Annotated in this window: 14 protein-coding genes; 3 read left to right on the plus strand and 11 right to left on the minus strand. The window is 36.2% G+C overall.

Annotated elements, in window-relative coordinates:
- Window positions 1-28 precede the first annotated feature (28 nt).
- The 5 genes from ACQUQZ_RS21410 to ACQUQZ_RS21430 all read right to left on the minus strand — a co-directional run bounded on the left by ACQUQZ_RS21410 (window position 29) and on the right by ACQUQZ_RS21430 (window position 3515).
- Window positions 29-1228, minus strand: coding sequence for a Gfo/Idh/MocA family protein (locus tag ACQUQZ_RS21410; protein ID WP_435357133.1), 1200 nt, complete (start codon window positions 1226-1228; stop codon window positions 29-31).
- A 92-nt stretch (window positions 1229-1320) separates the two neighbouring features.
- Entirely contained in the window at window positions 1321-2064 is a 744-nt protein-coding gene (locus tag ACQUQZ_RS21415) for an isocitrate lyase/PEP mutase family protein (RefSeq protein ID WP_435357134.1), read from the minus strand.
- A gap of 12 nt (window positions 2065-2076) precedes the next feature.
- The gene (locus ACQUQZ_RS21420) at window positions 2077-2520 is read right to left on the minus strand and encodes an SRPBCC family protein (RefSeq protein ID WP_435357135.1); all 444 of its coding nucleotides are present in this window, start codon (window positions 2518-2520) and stop codon (window positions 2077-2079) included.
- A gap of 13 nt (window positions 2521-2533) precedes the next feature.
- On the minus strand, window positions 2534-3028 hold the full coding sequence (locus tag ACQUQZ_RS21425) for an SRPBCC family protein (RefSeq protein ID WP_435357136.1): 495 nt from the start codon (window positions 3026-3028) through the stop codon (window positions 2534-2536).
- A gap of 7 nt (window positions 3029-3035) precedes the next feature.
- Window positions 3036-3515, minus strand: coding sequence for a DinB family protein (locus tag ACQUQZ_RS21430; RefSeq protein ID WP_435357137.1), 480 nt, complete (start codon window positions 3513-3515; stop codon window positions 3036-3038).
- A 127-nt stretch (window positions 3516-3642) separates the two neighbouring features.
- On the opposite strand from ACQUQZ_RS21430, the gene ACQUQZ_RS21435 reads away from it, so the two are divergent.
- Complete coding sequence (locus ACQUQZ_RS21435) at window positions 3643-4620, plus strand: GlxA family transcriptional regulator (RefSeq protein ID WP_435357138.1); 978 nt, start codon at window positions 3643-3645, stop codon at window positions 4618-4620.
- A 29-nt stretch (window positions 4621-4649) separates the two neighbouring features.
- On the opposite strand, the gene ACQUQZ_RS21440 is transcribed toward ACQUQZ_RS21435, so the two are convergent.
- From ACQUQZ_RS21440 to ACQUQZ_RS21460, 5 genes are all read right to left on the minus strand, one after another.
- Window positions 4650-6752: an alpha-amylase family protein gene (locus tag ACQUQZ_RS21440; RefSeq protein WP_435357139.1), complete on the minus strand. Its 2103-nt coding sequence runs from the start codon at window positions 6750-6752 to the stop codon at window positions 4650-4652.
- Window positions 6753-6789: 37 nt separating this feature from the next.
- The gene (locus tag ACQUQZ_RS21445) at window positions 6790-7650 is read right to left on the minus strand and encodes a 3-keto-disaccharide hydrolase (protein ID WP_435357140.1); all 861 of its coding nucleotides are present in this window, start codon (window positions 7648-7650) and stop codon (window positions 6790-6792) included.
- Between the two features lie 171 nt (window positions 7651-7821).
- A complete protein-coding gene (locus tag ACQUQZ_RS21450) occupies window positions 7822-9372 on the minus strand; it encodes an Rne/Rng family ribonuclease (RefSeq protein ID WP_435357141.1) in 1551 nt (516 codons plus the stop codon).
- A gap of 314 nt (window positions 9373-9686) precedes the next feature.
- Window positions 9687-10511: a tetratricopeptide repeat protein gene (locus tag ACQUQZ_RS21455; RefSeq protein WP_435357142.1), complete on the minus strand. Its 825-nt coding sequence runs from the start codon at window positions 10509-10511 to the stop codon at window positions 9687-9689.
- 93 nt (window positions 10512-10604) lie between these two features.
- The gene (locus ACQUQZ_RS21460) at window positions 10605-10889 is read right to left on the minus strand and encodes an HU family DNA-binding protein (protein WP_435357143.1); all 285 of its coding nucleotides are present in this window, start codon (window positions 10887-10889) and stop codon (window positions 10605-10607) included.
- A 301-nt stretch (window positions 10890-11190) separates the two neighbouring features.
- Between ACQUQZ_RS21460 and mutY the strand changes: the two genes are divergently transcribed.
- Together mutY and ACQUQZ_RS21470 are read left to right on the plus strand one after the other, a co-directional pair.
- Window positions 11191-12258 (plus strand): A/G-specific adenine glycosylase, encoded by a 1068-nt coding sequence (mutY, locus tag ACQUQZ_RS21465; RefSeq protein ID WP_435357144.1) that lies wholly within the window; start codon window positions 11191-11193, stop codon window positions 12256-12258.
- Between the two features lie 85 nt (window positions 12259-12343).
- Complete coding sequence (locus ACQUQZ_RS21470) at window positions 12344-12805, plus strand: single-stranded DNA-binding protein (RefSeq protein WP_435357145.1); 462 nt, start codon at window positions 12344-12346, stop codon at window positions 12803-12805.
- A 75-nt stretch (window positions 12806-12880) separates the two neighbouring features.
- On the opposite strand, the gene uvrB is transcribed toward ACQUQZ_RS21470, so the two are convergent.
- A complete protein-coding gene (gene uvrB / locus ACQUQZ_RS21475; protein ID WP_435357146.1) occupies window positions 12881-14905 on the minus strand; it encodes an excinuclease ABC subunit UvrB in 2025 nt (674 codons plus the stop codon).
- Window positions 14906-14926 lie beyond the last annotated feature (21 nt).

Below are 14926 nucleotides of genomic sequence, written 5' to 3' on the forward strand. Positions count from 1 at the left end.
AAAATGATGCCTTGACAAAAATACGTTCCTACACAATCTTCTGAATAATACTTCCTGTCGCTTTTTCTTTCAGAATTACTTTTTTTCTTCCGTCAGGGAGCAACTCGTCTTTGATGTGCCAATGGTCAGCATCAAAATCTACAAATGGTGAAGGCTCGGTAACATCGTTTCTTCCTCGCCAATCTTTGATAAGCACTGGCTCCCATTTTTTTGTTTTTGCTGATTTATAACAAGCATCAATTACGGCATTGACAATATAACCATCATAAAAACTTTCCATCGGTGTTGTGCCATTGTCGATGCTATCAAACATATCGGTAAACATGTGTGTGTAGCCCAACGAATTTACTTCATCGCCCACAGGAAATAGCCAACCTGATGCTGTTTCAGCTTTCTCTGCCACATAACTGCCTTCTGTGGCAGCCGTAAACATCTCAAAACCTGTTCGCATAAAATGGTCGGTACGAATCACCCCTTCTGTTCCTGAAACTTCATCACGCAAATCCATGCCTCCACGAAACGACCAACTTACTTCAAATTGTGCTACTGCTCCACTCGCATATTTCACCAAAGCAATCGCATTATCTTCTGCTTCGATGGGCTTTACTTGCGTAGCTGCCCAGCACATTACTTCAACTGGACGAATATCTTTTCCGATATAGTTTCGTGCTATTTCGATGCAATGACAACCCAAATCAACGATTGCTCCACCCCCTGCTTTTTTCAAATCCCAAAACCAACTTGAATGCGGTCCTGGGTGTGCCTCACGAGACCTTGCCCAAGTTACACGACCTATCACGCCATTTTTGACCGACTGCAAAGCATGTAAAGTTTTAGGTGTATAAGCCAAATCTTCCAAATACCCATTAAAAATCCCAGCTTTTTCGACCATATCTAAGATTTTCTTCGCCTCTGCACCTGTCCGAGCCAAAGGTTTGGTACAAAGCACATTTTTCTTGTGTTTGCAGCAAAGTTTGATGGCTTCAAAATGCAAATCATTTGGCAGTCCAACCACAACTGTATTTACACTTGGGTCTTTGATGGCATCTTCCATGCTGGTCGTAAATCGTGGAATATTCCATTCGTCGGCAAAGGCTTTTCCACGCTCTTCGCTTCTCGAATAAACCACCTGAACTCGGTCGGGGCGACGGTGTTCATGTAGTGATTTTGTATAAAACCAGCCAATAAGGCCAGTACCAAGCATCGCAATATTATGAGGCTTACTCATTGATTATCAAGTTTTTATAAAAGGTTGATAGATTATTTTTCTCACTTGTATAGACAAGTAACGATGCAAGATACAAAAGAAAAATAAATTATCTAAAACAATGACTCAAGAGATTGATTTGCTTTGACTGATTTTGCAAATTGGTCTAACTGACCGTATGTTGCTTTGTATAAAAATACCGCCATACTGATTCTTTTTACACCACAATCGGCTAATGTTTTGAAGGAAGAAAGCTTTGATGTACCCACAACATTTAGAGGAAGTGTAATCGAAGAAGCAATTTCTTTTATAACTTCTGGGTCAGCTATTGCAGTTACAAACAAACCATCGGCACCTGCTTCTTGGTATAATTTTGCTCGTTTGATGGTAAGTTCAAGTGGTGAATCCAATTTTTGTAAAAAGCCATCGGTTCGGGCATTAATAAAGAGTTTTTGATTGTTTCTTTCCAAATGATTTTTAATAGCATCAAGCTTTTTCAAATAAATTTCTTCGCCTTGAGCATCTTCCAAATTGATTCCCACCACCCCAGTATCAATGAGTTGCTCAATATTGTCTGTCAAGTCGTTTAGATTATTGGTATAACCTCTTTCTAAATCAACTGATAGTGGTATTTGAGTACAATTAGCAATCCTTCGTACAATATATAGTAACTCATTGAACGGCATTTTTTCACCATCTTCGTACCCTAATGAATTGGAAATAGCTCCGCTTGATGTGCCAATGGCGTCATAACCATTTTGTTCTATGAGTTGAGCACTCTTTACATTCCAAGCATTGGCAAGAATCAATGGTGTTGAATTGTGGTGCAATTGAAGAAATTTTTCGTAGTTATTCATGATTTTCATCTATTAAAACACATCAACCCCTTTTCCTGTATTGATAAAATTGAACAGGCTTTTTTCAACTACTTTTGCCCAACCACTTGAACAGCCCCCATAACATTCGATTGTGGGTACTAAACCATGATGAATAAAGGATAGTTTAGTTTTGTTTCCTTCTGGTTCTATATTAAATTCTATAGTAGTACCCGTCCATTCATCTTTTTTCTCTACAAAACTCAAACTACTTTCGGTTACCAACCAAACTACTTTTTTATCCTTAATCAATTGAACAATTTTTTGTTTTGATAAATGATATGGCTTCATGTGATAGATAAACTCATCATTTAGGTTTGTTGTGTCGCCCGTTATTTCACCTTGCCACCAGCCACGTACATTGTTAATGGCCTCAAATACTTCCGATGGAGATTTATCGACAATAATTGAAGTTGTAAAATCTTTTTCTTGTTTCATTTTCTTGGTTTTTTCATTTATCGGGTAAGCCCCATTTTTCTACTAATTCAGCATTCATTCCACCTTCTTTTGGATTTGGTCTTCCTTCTCCAGTGCTAATCAAACGCTGCAAGCTCCCTTGTATATAGCTTGTCCAAGCATCGTGACAAACATCATAGCATTCATACTCAGGTACTAATCCTTGATGGGTGAATGTTATTTTTGTTTTATCACCCTCTTTTGAAATGTCAAAAATTAGTTTTGTCCCTACCCATTCCGTTTTATCTTTTGTGAAACTGAACTGATTATCTACTACTTCGTAAACCAATTTTTTATCTGGAATTAATTCGATGAGTTTGAGTTTACATAAATGCACATCCTTATAATGATAAAAAAAAGTTTCATTAAGTTGATCAGTACTGCCTTCTATTTCTACCGACCACCATGCACGGAAATTCTTTATAGCGTTGAATGTCGTTGTAGGATTTTGGTTCACCAAAATGCTTGACGTAAAGTCTTTATTTTCCATCTTTTTTTTATTTAAGTAATATCAATTGCCCTACATGATACGAAAGATGCGTTGTTCGAGTTAAAATGATGTTTAATTTATTGCGATGCGGTTCTTTTTCAAAATCTTCTGCAGCAACTGAAGTATGTTTTTCAAACCATTCTTCGGTTGCTATACTCTCCAATTTTGGCGTCAATGTTTCTAATTGATTTTTCCACAAAACTCTCAATTCCTGAACCGAAGGAATTGTCTCAGCTGATTTGTCAGGAGATTTTACAAATATTTCATAAAGTTCGGGATGCTCCATTTCGCCTAAATTCAGCAAAGGCAACATGGCATCATGCACGGCAATCAGATGCCCCAAAATGTAGATACCTCTGTTCTTATTTGGTGCAATCTCTTTTTGCAATTGCTCATCAGTAATTGATTGTAGAATGTTATCACAATTTTTAAGTAGTGTATTCCATCGGTCAAATACCATTTTTACGAGTAAGTGATTTGTTGTCATTTTTATATGATTTAAAATTTTTCTCCACAAAGGTATTGCCTAAATAGCACTTCAAAAAGGTGTAAAATAGACAATCTGACGGGTTGATTTAGACAAATATGTCGCCTAACTTTGCAGAAAAAATGATATGAAACATCTGACCATAATTATACCTAATGGTGAAAATAATATAAGCAGTATTACCGGTGCTTATGAAATTTTCACGAAAGCTAATGAGTATTGGAAAGAAAGGGAAAAACAGGCATTGTTTACCATTCAGTTAGCTGGAATTTCAGAAAAAGTGGATTTTAATGAAGGTTTGTTTACTGTAAAACCTCATTTGAATATTGCTGCAATTTCCAAAACCGACCTCATTATTATTCCTTCACTCAATCATAATTACGTGCTTGCCTTGAAAGGAAATGAATTACTCGTTGATTGGCTGAAAAAGCAATATAAAAATGGTGCTGAAGTAGCATCTATTTGCACAGGTACATTTATGTTGGCTTCATCTGGATTGCTCGATGGAAAAGTTTGCTCAACGCATTGGTCGGTTGCTGAAAATTTTAGAGTAATGTTTCCAAACGTCAATTTACAGACCGACAAATTGATTACTGATGAAAAAGGAATTTATACCAATGGTGGTGCATATTCTTTTCTGAATTTGATGATTTATTTGATTGAAAAATATTATGATAGACAAACAGCTATTTATTGCTCAAAAGTCTTTCAAATTGATTTAGACAGAAATTTACAGGCAGAATTTTCTATATTCAATGGTCATAAAAAACACGATGACGAAACAATAAAGGAGGCCCAAACTTATCTTGAAAAAAATTATAACAATAAAATTTCTATTGAATTTTTATCAACAAAATTTAATACGGGTAGAAGAAATTTTGACCGAAGATTTATCAAAGCAACGGGTCTTACTCCACTTGATTACTTGCAAAGAGTAAAAGTTGAAGTAGCCAAAAAATCGTTTGAAAACGAAAGAAAAAATGTCAATGAGGTGATGTATGAAGTTGGTTATAACGACAATAAAGCATTTAGAGAGGTTTTTAGTCGCATAACTGGCATGTCGCCTATAGAGTATAAGTCAAAATATAATAAAGGAAGCTATTAAGTTTTACTTTGCTTTGGTCAATAATAATGTCATTTATCAATCACAACGCCATCAAAAGCATTCAATTTATCAAGCTGAAAAATGACATATCCATCTTTCCATGTAAAGCTAATCGGTTTTTGATTGGTTATTGAAAAAACCTTTGAGGGTTTAAACAACGACTTTACTTTGAAATCAAGTTTATAAATGGGTAATGGTTCAAAATAAGTATTTCCGCTAAAACCTGTTAGGTTTACAAGATGCAAAATCATTCCATCGTTAGCTATTTTATTTTTTGTTGTAGGTGTATTCTTTGTATAGTTTTGAACAATGACCTCCACTCTCTCAGGAGCATTTGTTTTGACCAACTCATTTGCTTCTGGATAAACATAATCAATCACATCAAGCAAGATATTTTTGTGTTCTTCATAACCATGCAAATAGTATAATCGCCCGAGATTGATTGGTAAAATAACATTTTTACTCAGTTTTTGAAACTTCACTCCCATGCCATAAAAGCCTGTTGGTTCGTGTCCACCAATAATTTCGGGTGGTCCTGGCCTACCTTTCGCTAAAATTGGCAAAAAAACTGTATCAGCAGCACTGAAATCATACTTACCCAAATTGAATTTCCAAAAGAGCATTTTTTGTTTTTTGAATCGCTTAAAAAGCTCCTTATTTGCTGGATTTAAGTAATTTCCACTACCTTCATTGTCTTTACTGATAATTTTTGCCCCAAATAAATCAAGTAATAATGCGGGATTATCAAAAAGAGAAGTGTTGGTCGCTATTAAATTAACACCTTGTTGAGATGCTTCTTTAAGTACTTTGACCGAGGCTGAGTTGAGATAGGTAATGTCAGGAAGAATCAATATTTTGTATTTTTTTATCTTCTCCGATAAATTTCCAATTTGCGAATCTTCAATCAAATCAAAAGGAATATGTGCTTCTTTCAACATCAACTGAATACCACGATATTCTTGCATCGGCAAGCCACTCGGCCATGAACCTGGGGCGATAATGGCAATTTTGGCAACCGATGTATATTTCCCAAAATACTGCTCATGTTTTTTATGGTGAGCATAAATCTTTTTTATCACATCAAAATTCCGCTCATCTTCATAGCCTCTCATATCGCCCATCATGCTAATATCCAACCCTGAGCCATTGGCAATATTTTCGTAAAGCCTGATTCCGACTTCTTCTGGCTCAACGGCATTGTAGCGTGATTGAAATGAAATTTGTTGAATACTACTATTGCTAATGATATGTGTCGGAAATGAACTTGACGCACTATTGACATTTTCGGAAGCCGAATAAGGCCAATAAGGTAAACTATTTGTCTGAGATTCATGTCGAATAATATCTACATATTTGTCGAGATACGTACAAATCGCAATTTGCTTACTTTTCGATTTTACGAGTTCGTGTAGGCGTTTCGACCAATCTTCTACGGTAAACTTCTTAAATTCAAGGTATTTTTGAAAAACTGAATCTGCTTTGTTTTCTTCTAAAGGAAGTTTCAAACCACCACTAAACTCCGAAAAACGCTTTTTATCTGCCTCATTTTGGTCAATTCCATGATATTTTCCTTCATAAGGGTTATTGACTTGATAACCTGGCATATTCAAGAAAATCCCATCAATCGGAAATCTGTCAATCACTTCTTCGATGATTTTAAAGGCATATTCCTGCACATACGGAGCATTTATCGACACCACATACATATCAGTATTAATGATGCGTTCGCCCTTCGGCGAAATATAACACCAATCAGGATGAGCCTTAAAAATGCTTTCATGCACTCGGCTAAAATCAAATCTTACAATAACTTTGATATTATTTTGATGGCATTTCTTCACTACTTCCTCCAACATATTCGAATTCATATATGGATTGATATAATGAAAAGGGAGTTTGCTCGGGAAAAAAGCCATGATTCCACCCGCATTAATCAAAAGTGTGTTGGCCGAAAAATCCTTTAAATCTTTGATTAATGAATCAGGATTGAGTGTTGCCGCTTCATAAGCAGGAAGATTGGTCTGAATTACACGCAAGTTATTTTGCTTCCACCACTGTGCAGTTGCTGTTTTTTGAGCAAAAGTAGGGAAGAAAATCAAGCAGAAGATGCCTAATAAATAGCGTTTTTTCATGAAAAACTGGCTTTTGTTTATAGAAAAGTATATAAAACTACTTCTTTTTCTTCTTATAAACACAAGTTTTATTATCCGACTTCACATAATAAGATTTATAATTAGTTGCCTTTTTGTCAGTACAGCCGCAAAGATTCAACAACTCAACTTTACGAAAATCAACAGGATGGCTTTCGCTTTGTAGTGAAATAGACCCTTCTTTTAAAAGTTTTACTTCCGCCATCAATTTTTCATCATGACCACTTACATTTCCACCACCGATTTGTGGTTTTAGGTATTCTAAAACTTTCTCCCCGTTGACATAATGAGTAATGGCCGAGTCACCCAAAACAACAACTTCTGCTCTTACCCATTGGTCGCCATCATAAGTTTTTGAGGTTGAATTAATGCAATGACGCTTATCCAATTTGTTTTCATAAACAATATTTGTTCCGGGCGTACATACATTACAGGTAGTACGACTCCCTTTTCCTAAACCTCCTAATAATTGCACTTCAATCGAAATTGGAAAATCTTGGTCTTTTCCCATACTTTCAGGAGTTTGACCATGCACCATGATTCCACTATTGCGAGTTGCCCAACCCGGCCCTTCGATTGCTTGCTCGCCTACAAACCTATATTCTACGGCAATCTTATAATAAGAAAATTTATCTTTATAGAAAATATGCCCAAATCGCTCATTAAAAGCAGGATATGCACTGGCATCATATCTGACTTTCATTAGTCCGTCTTCCACTCGAAATGTTTTGCCATAATTATCATTTAGTGCGTAATTTCTAATTTTGACTTTCCAACCGTCTAAATTTTTACCATTAAAGAGTTGTTTCCACTCTTTTTTATCAATTTCTTGGGCAAATACAATACACGGGAATAACAGAAAAACGAGGAGTTTTTTCATAGAATAATATTTTTATAAGGGTTAAACTTTCTATAACCGAAAGGTACGAAAGAAAAATAAAATGTAGAAATTATATCAACAAAAGCCCAAGATGATTTTACCTAAGTGCGATAAGAAAAGAGATTTGAATGTATTTCTGTGGACAATCGACCGTTGATAATGGGCTAAAAATTACCCAATCTCGATTTCATCACCCAATTTATTGAGGAAATGAAACTCGGTGATACCGATAGAAGAATCTTTAATGAGTTTTACCCAAACCCTGTATTTAAAGAACCATTTCATTTGTTTTGAAATGATACCTTCACGGTAGTAGGCATAAATAAATGGATGCAACACAATACTAATGCCGCTTTCATTTTGTTTCGAGAGGATGTAATCTAAGTTATTTTCAATCAAGTCTGTAATCACAATACTTGCTTGAATTGTACCCGTTCCGCCACAAGTTGGGCAAGTTTCACGAGTAACAATATTCATTTCTGGGCGAACACGCTGGCGAGTAATTTGGAGCAAACCAAATTTTGAAATCGGCAAAATTGTATATTTCGATCGATCTCCTTTCATTTCCTCTTTCATTGCTTCTTGAATCAAACGACGATTTTCGTTTTTCTTCATATCAATGAAATCAACCACGATGATTCCACCCATATCACGCATACGCAGCTGGCGACAAAGCTCTTTGGCAGCTTCCAAGTTGACAGCCAAAGCTGTTGACTCTTGGTCATCTTCCTGAGTAGATTTATTGCCACTATTTACATCAATTACGTGAAGTGCTTCGGTGTGTTCGATAATCAAATAACCGCCATTTGGCAAGCTAACTGAGCGTCCGAACAATGATTTTAGTTGTTTTTCGATACCAAATTGCTCGAAAAGTTTACTTTTTCCTGAATGAAGTTTCAGGATTTTCTCTTTATCAGGAGCAATCGTATGCAAGAAACTCTTGATACTTTCGTAATTTTCTTTTGAATCCACATAGATATTGTCGAAATCATCATTCAACATATCTCGCAAAATAGACGAAGCCCTATCCATTTCACTGATGATTCGGTCACGAGGTTTGGCATCACGAAGTGCTGTCATTCCTGCTTCCCATTTCTCTACACAAAACTCAATATCACGGTGTAATTCGTCCATATCTTTTCCTTCAGCAACCGTTCTGACAATCACAGCAAAGTTTTCGGGCTTCACCGACGACACCATTTTGTGTAATCTTTGACGCTCTTGCTTGTTTGTGATTTTCTTAGAAATATTGACTGAATTGCCAAAAGGTACTAAAACGACATTACGTCCTGCAATCGAAATATCGCAAGAAAGTCTTGGACCTTTGGTAGAAATGGGTTCTTTTACAACCTGCACTAAAACAGGTGTATTTTTTGTAATAACGTCATTGATTTTACCAAACTTTTCAATGTCTTGCTCCAATTGAAAACCTTTCAAGCGGAGATTAACAGGGCGTTTGGCAATAACATCCTTTACAAATTTATTAAGAGAATTGTACGAAATGATTTCGTTATAGTGAAGAAAACCGTCTTTATCATAGCCAACATCAACAAAAGCTGCATTGTTTCCTTGTACAACTTTCTTGACTACACCCAAATAAATATCCCCGACGGAGAACTGGTGTTCCGTCTCGTCAAAGTGATATTCGATTAGTCTCTTGTCTTGTACAAGGGCTATTCTATCACCTTTCTGTGTGGTACTGATATATAATTCGTTACTCAAAGTTGAGGTAGAATCAAGGGGTTTAGATATTTGGTTTGGCTAAGGTAAAAAATTGGTTTGATAGTCATGTGTTAGGTACATTAGCTATCAAACCAAAGAAAAATTATTTTTTCTTGTGACGATTCTTTCTAAGACGCTTTTTTCTTTTGTGCGTAGCCATTTTGTGGCCCTTTCTTTTTTTTCCGCAAGGCATAATAGTAACTGATTAAATTACCCCCAACCCTAAAAGAGTTGTTGAGGTGTTAAAAAATAAATTTTATATTTCCTCCCCTTGAGGGGTGGGGATTTCTTTATCGAACCGCAAAGATAATGAATTATTTCAAACTCTCCAAAGCCTTGTTTACTTCTTCTAATAAAGTTGGATCTTTTACTTTCTTTTTTAAGTCTTCAAATATCGTTCGAGCCTGTGCCTTTTCTTTTAGTTCGATTAAACTATACCCTAAACCTAATTGTGCATTGAGGTTTGCAGGATTTAATCTCAAAACTTGTTTGAAACGGTCAGCAGCTTTTGCATATTGATTTGACTGCATCGAAAGTACCCCCAAATTCATCAGTGCTGGTTCGTAATTTGGTTCTTCAGTAATCACTTCACGCAACATCATAATCGCCTGCATAGGCGAGTCAGACTGTACATAAGTCATCGCCAAATTAGTTTTTGCTTGTAGTTGACGTGGGTTTTTCTCTAATACTTTTTGGTAACACGCCCGAGTTTTTTCCGTGTAAAGTGCAATATTTTCCTGACGAAGCGATAATGTATAGGCTTGATAATACATATCTCCAGCTTGCATCCAGTTTTCAGCGGTTGGCTCTACAATAGCAATCTTTTCGGCATAGACCGCAGCACTATCAAAACGATTTGCCTTCGCAAAAACCTGAGCAATTTGTCCATACAAAACTTTTTTATCAGTTGTGCCTGTCAGTTTTTGCTTCAAAACATTGATTTGTTTCTCTTGTTCGGCTGAAAGTTTAGGAGCTTGCGAACTTTCTTGATGCTCCTCTTCTTTGGCGGATGATTTTGTTTCAGTGACCTTATCTCGATTGGCTTTGGCTTCGTCTTTTACAACCACCTTGGGGCGAGAATAAAGAAAGCCCGTGAGGGCTACTGCTAAAACAATCAAAATAATAAAATGTTTTTTCATGTTTTTTAGATTTGTGCTCGATTAAATTTTATCGTGGGTAGGGTAAAAAAAGCCTACCCATGATTATTTAATGAGCATCACAATCATTCAAGATTATTTTACACTTGATTTTACTTGATCAGTAAATTCTTTGGCAGGTTTAAAGCCAGGAACTGAATGAGCAGGAACCATCACGGTAGTTTTTGCTGAGATATTACGAGCTTTTTTTGCGGCTCTATGTTTATTTACAAAACTTCCAAAACCTCTCACATAAACAGCATCTCCACTTGCCAATGAGTCCTTTACTGTATCGAAAAATGCTTCAAGGGTTGTTGATACACTTGCTTTGTCCACGCCAGTCTTGTCGGCAATTGCCACGATTACTTCTGCTTTAGTCACGGTAAAAAAAATATTTAGGTTATTAAATTGCTTTGTTAAAAAATTAAAGAGAGGTTTACAATTTTTGAACCAAAATTTTGGCTGCAAAAAATATTTAGAGACATCTATTTAATACCCGTAAACACTTTGGTTTACTTTTGGGTTTGCAAAGATAGGGGTTTTAAAAACATTCTGCCAAAAAGATTTAAACATTTTTTTTCGTAATTGCTTAATAATAAATGAGTTACAAAATACTTAGTAGTAAATTACGGCTTTTTAGCCAATAAATTTGATGTATTTAGGAATAAAACTTAGATAAAAATTGGAAACAGACACTTTTTATAAAAAGATAATTGAGTGGTATTACCTCAACAAACGAGCATTACCATGGCGAAATACAAAAGACCCATATCAGATTTGGCTATCGGAAGTAATTTTGCAACAAACTCGTGTGGCTCAGGGCTTGCCCTATTATGAGAAATTTGTAGAACAATATCCCACTATCCAATTACTTGCCAGTGCCGATGAAAAAGATGTATTAAGGCTTTGGCAAGGTTTGGGTTATTATTCAAGGGCAAGAAATATGCACACAACAGCCAAAATTATCGCTGATGATTTTGATGGGATTTTTCCGAATAACTACGAAGGTTTGCTAAAGCTCAAAGGAATCGGGCCTTATACCGCAGCAGCCATTGCTTCTTTTGCTTTCGATGAAAAGGTAGCTGTTGTTGATGGCAATGTTTACCGAGTTTTAGCACGGGTTTTTGGTGTCGAAACTGATATTTCAAGTCATGAAGCAAAAAAAATATTTAGTGATTTGGCCAATAAATTAATTCCTGAGTCGAACCCAAGCACTTATAATCAGGCAATCATGGAATTTGGGGCTACTCATTGTATGCCAGCCAATCCTGCGTGTTTGTTTTGTATATTTCATTATGATTGCGTGGCAAATACTACGGGTAAACAAGCATCTTTACCAGTAAAATCAAAAAAAGTAAAAGTTAAAAATCGCTTTTTTGATTATTTCATCATTGAAAAAGATAGTCGTTTTTTGATGCACCAACGCTCGGGTGGAGATATTTGGTCAGGTCTTTATGATTTTTATTTGGTGGAAAGTGAAGAAAAACTCATCACTTTAGATGAAATTAATTTAGAAAAAAATGACTTTTTGCAAGAAGTTTTGTCTAAATCAATAGTTAAAAATGTTTCTGAAAATTTTAGACATATTCTAACACACCAACGCATTGAAGCGAGGTTTTGGCACATAATTCTCAATAGTGAGGTGACATTGCCCGAAGATTATTATTTTTATTCATTAGAAGAAATTGAAGATTTACCAAAACCAATTTTAATAGAAAAACATTTGAAAGGCTTGGCTTTTTTGGCTTAAAATTGCTCTTTAAATGATTGTATATCTCCTAAATTTTCATTAAATTTACTTGTAAAAATAACGAAACCTCAAAAAACACAAAAAAATGGCTGGTGTAAATAAAGTAATTTTATTGGGCAGATTAGGTTCTGACCCCGAAGTAAGAACGCTACCAAGCGGGGGAAAAGTCGTAACTTTTAGTATCGCTACTTCTGAAAATTATAATAATAAAAATGGCGAAAAAGTAGAACAGACCGAATGGCATCGCATTGAGTTATGGGAAAACTTGGCAAATATTGCCGAGCAATACCTCAAAAAAGGTGACATGGCGTATGTAGAAGGAAGAATCAGAACTGAAAAATGGACGGATAAGGAAGGTATTGAGAGAAATACAGTGAAAATTCGTGGAAATACATTACAATTGGTAGGGGGAAGAGGTAGAGATGCCGATGAAAATGATGCTGTACCTGCCTCAAGCAGCAATAATTACGTACCAAAACCCGCACCAATACCAACACCTCCGCCAGTAGAAATGGCCGGTAGCGGTAGTGACGATTTACCATTTTAATAAATATTTAGACTGTCTCGTAAGAAAATTTAACCCAAAATTATTTGGTGGAAAGTCTTACGAGACAGTCTTTTTTTATGATAACCTCTTCACTCGCTCTCTCAACTGTGTTATTTCATCACGGAAACGAGCAGCTTCTAAAAAGTCTAAATCCTTCGCAGCACGCTCCATTTTTCGTTGTGTTTCTTCCATCAATTTTTCAAGTTGTGGTTTGGTCATATAGCCTACAATTGGGTCGGCAGCAATTGATAGTTGCTCAGGTTCATTATAATACATTTTGGTCGTTGCTTTGCTATCAGCAATAGACGTTTGTTCCATAATTGCCTCTCTCGACTTGAAAATAGTTTTTGGAGTAATCCCATTATCGGCATTGTATTCCATCTGAATTGCACGACGGCGATTGGTTTCGTCAATGGCTTTTTGCATTGAGCCAGTAATTCTATCAGCATACATCAATACTTTACCATTTTCATTACGAGCCGCACGTCCAATTGTTTGAATTAATGAGCGAATATCTCGCAAAAAACCTTCTTTATCAGCATCCATGATGGCTACGAGCGAAACTTCAGGTAAATCTAAGCCTTCACGAAGTAGATTTACACCAACCAACACATCAAAAACACCCAAACGTAATTCACGCAAAATTTCTACTCGGTCGAAGGTTTTTACTTCAGAGTGAATGTAGCGTCCTTTAATGCCTACTTTATCTAAATATTTGCTTAATTCCTCCGCCATTCGCTTAGTAAGCGTTGTAATCAAAACCCTTTCTTTTCGCTGTACCCGCAAATTAATTTCTTCTAATAAATCATCAATTTGATTGATACTTGGTCGAACTTCAATTTCTGGGTCAAGTAAGCCTGTTGGACGAATGATTTGTTCTACGACAACACCCTCGCTCAAACGAACTTCATAATCAGAAGGAGTAGCACTGACAAAAACGGTTTGTCCAACCATTTCTTCAAATTCTTGAAATTTGAGCGGTCGGTTATCCATTGCCGAAGGAAGTCGAAAGCCATATTCTACCAAAGACTCTTTCCGAGAACGATCGCCTCCCCACATGGCACGAATCTGTGGCATGGAAGCATGACTTTCATCAACAACCATGATAAAATCTTCTGGAAAATAATCTAATAAGCAGAATGGTCTTTGCCCAGGTTGACGATTATCAAAATACCTTGAATAGTTTTCAATGCCTGAGCAATAGCCCAATTCTCGCATCATTTCGAGGTCAAATTCTGTTCGTTCTTGAATTCTTTGTGCTTCTAATAATTTACCATCCGACTCAAAATATTTGATTTGTTTGACCAATTCATCTTGAATTTGGTGCATAGCATTTGCCATTACATCTCTTCCAGTTACAAACAGATTGGCTGGAAAAATAGCAATTTGCTTTTCTGAACTTAGCTTTTTGCCATTACTTGGGTCGATTCTTTGAATCTCCTCGATTTCATCTCCAAAAAAAATAAAACGAAAAGCAAAGTCGGCATAGCTTGGATATAAATCAACGGTATCGCCTTTTACACGAAAATTCCCACGCATAAACTCAGCCTCGGTGCGTGAGTATAAAATTTCAACCAAACGAAAAAGAAATTGATTGCGACTAATGATTTGCCCAACCGCTACTTGAATAATGCTCCGCTTCATCTCCGTTGGATTTCCTGCACCATAAATACAAGAAACCGAAGCAATAACAATCACATCTCTCCTACCCGACATCAAAGATGAAACCGTTGAAAGACGAAGTTTGTCAATTTCCTCATTGATTTGAAGATCTTTTTCAATGTATGTATTGGTGGTGGCAATATAGGCTTCGGGCTGATAATAATCGTAATAAGAAATGAAGTATTCGACTGCATTTTCAGGAAAAAAGCTCTTAAACTCGCCATAAAGCTGTGCAGCTAAAGTCTTATTATGACTCAAAATCAACACTGGACGGTCGAGTTGGGCAATGACATTGGCAACAGTAAATGTTTTTCCTGAGCCAGTTACACCCAACAAAACTTGCGATTGCTCGCCCTTATTAATTCCTTCAACGAGCTTGGCAATTGCCTGTGGTTGGTCACCAGTCGGTTTATAGTCAGATACGAGTTTATATTGCATAATTTTGGGTAGAATAATAGA

Origin of the sequence: Emticicia sp. SJ17W-69, from assembly GCF_051209875.1 — a bacterium.
GTDB lineage: Bacteria > Bacteroidota > Bacteroidia > Cytophagales > Spirosomataceae > Emticicia.

Excerpts from the sequence above, each read along its gene's own strand:
- ACQUQZ_RS21435 (WP_435357138.1), top strand. The coding sequence starts at position 3,643 with ATGAAACATCTGACCATAATTATACCTAATGGTGAAAATAATATAAGC.
- ACQUQZ_RS21445 (WP_435357140.1), bottom strand. The coding sequence starts at position 7,650 with ATGAAAAAACTCCTCGTTTTTCTGTTATTCCCGTGTATTGTATTTGCC.
- ACQUQZ_RS21430 (WP_435357137.1), bottom strand. The coding sequence starts at position 3,515 with ATGACAACAAATCACTTACTCGTAAAAATGGTATTTGACCGATGGAAT.
- ACQUQZ_RS21410 (WP_435357133.1), bottom strand. The coding sequence starts at position 1,228 with ATGAGTAAGCCTCATAATATTGCGATGCTTGGTACTGGCCTTATTGGC.
- ACQUQZ_RS21425 (WP_435357136.1), bottom strand. The coding sequence starts at position 3,028 with ATGGAAAATAAAGACTTTACGTCAAGCATTTTGGTGAACCAAAATCCT.
- ACQUQZ_RS21420 (WP_435357135.1), bottom strand. The coding sequence starts at position 2,520 with ATGAAACAAGAAAAAGATTTTACAACTTCAATTATTGTCGATAAATCT.
- ACQUQZ_RS21415 (WP_435357134.1), bottom strand. The coding sequence starts at position 2,064 with ATGAATAACTACGAAAAATTTCTTCAATTGCACCACAATTCAACACCA.
- ACQUQZ_RS21440 (WP_435357139.1), bottom strand. The coding sequence starts at position 6,752 with ATGAAAAAACGCTATTTATTAGGCATCTTCTGCTTGATTTTCTTCCCT.
- uvrB (WP_435357146.1), bottom strand. The coding sequence starts at position 14,905 with ATGCAATATAAACTCGTATCTGACTATAAACCGACTGGTGACCAACCA.
- ACQUQZ_RS21455 (WP_435357142.1), bottom strand. The coding sequence starts at position 10,511 with ATGAAAAAACATTTTATTATTTTGATTGTTTTAGCAGTAGCCCTCACG.
- ACQUQZ_RS21470 (WP_435357145.1), top strand. The coding sequence starts at position 12,344 with ATGGCTGGTGTAAATAAAGTAATTTTATTGGGCAGATTAGGTTCTGAC.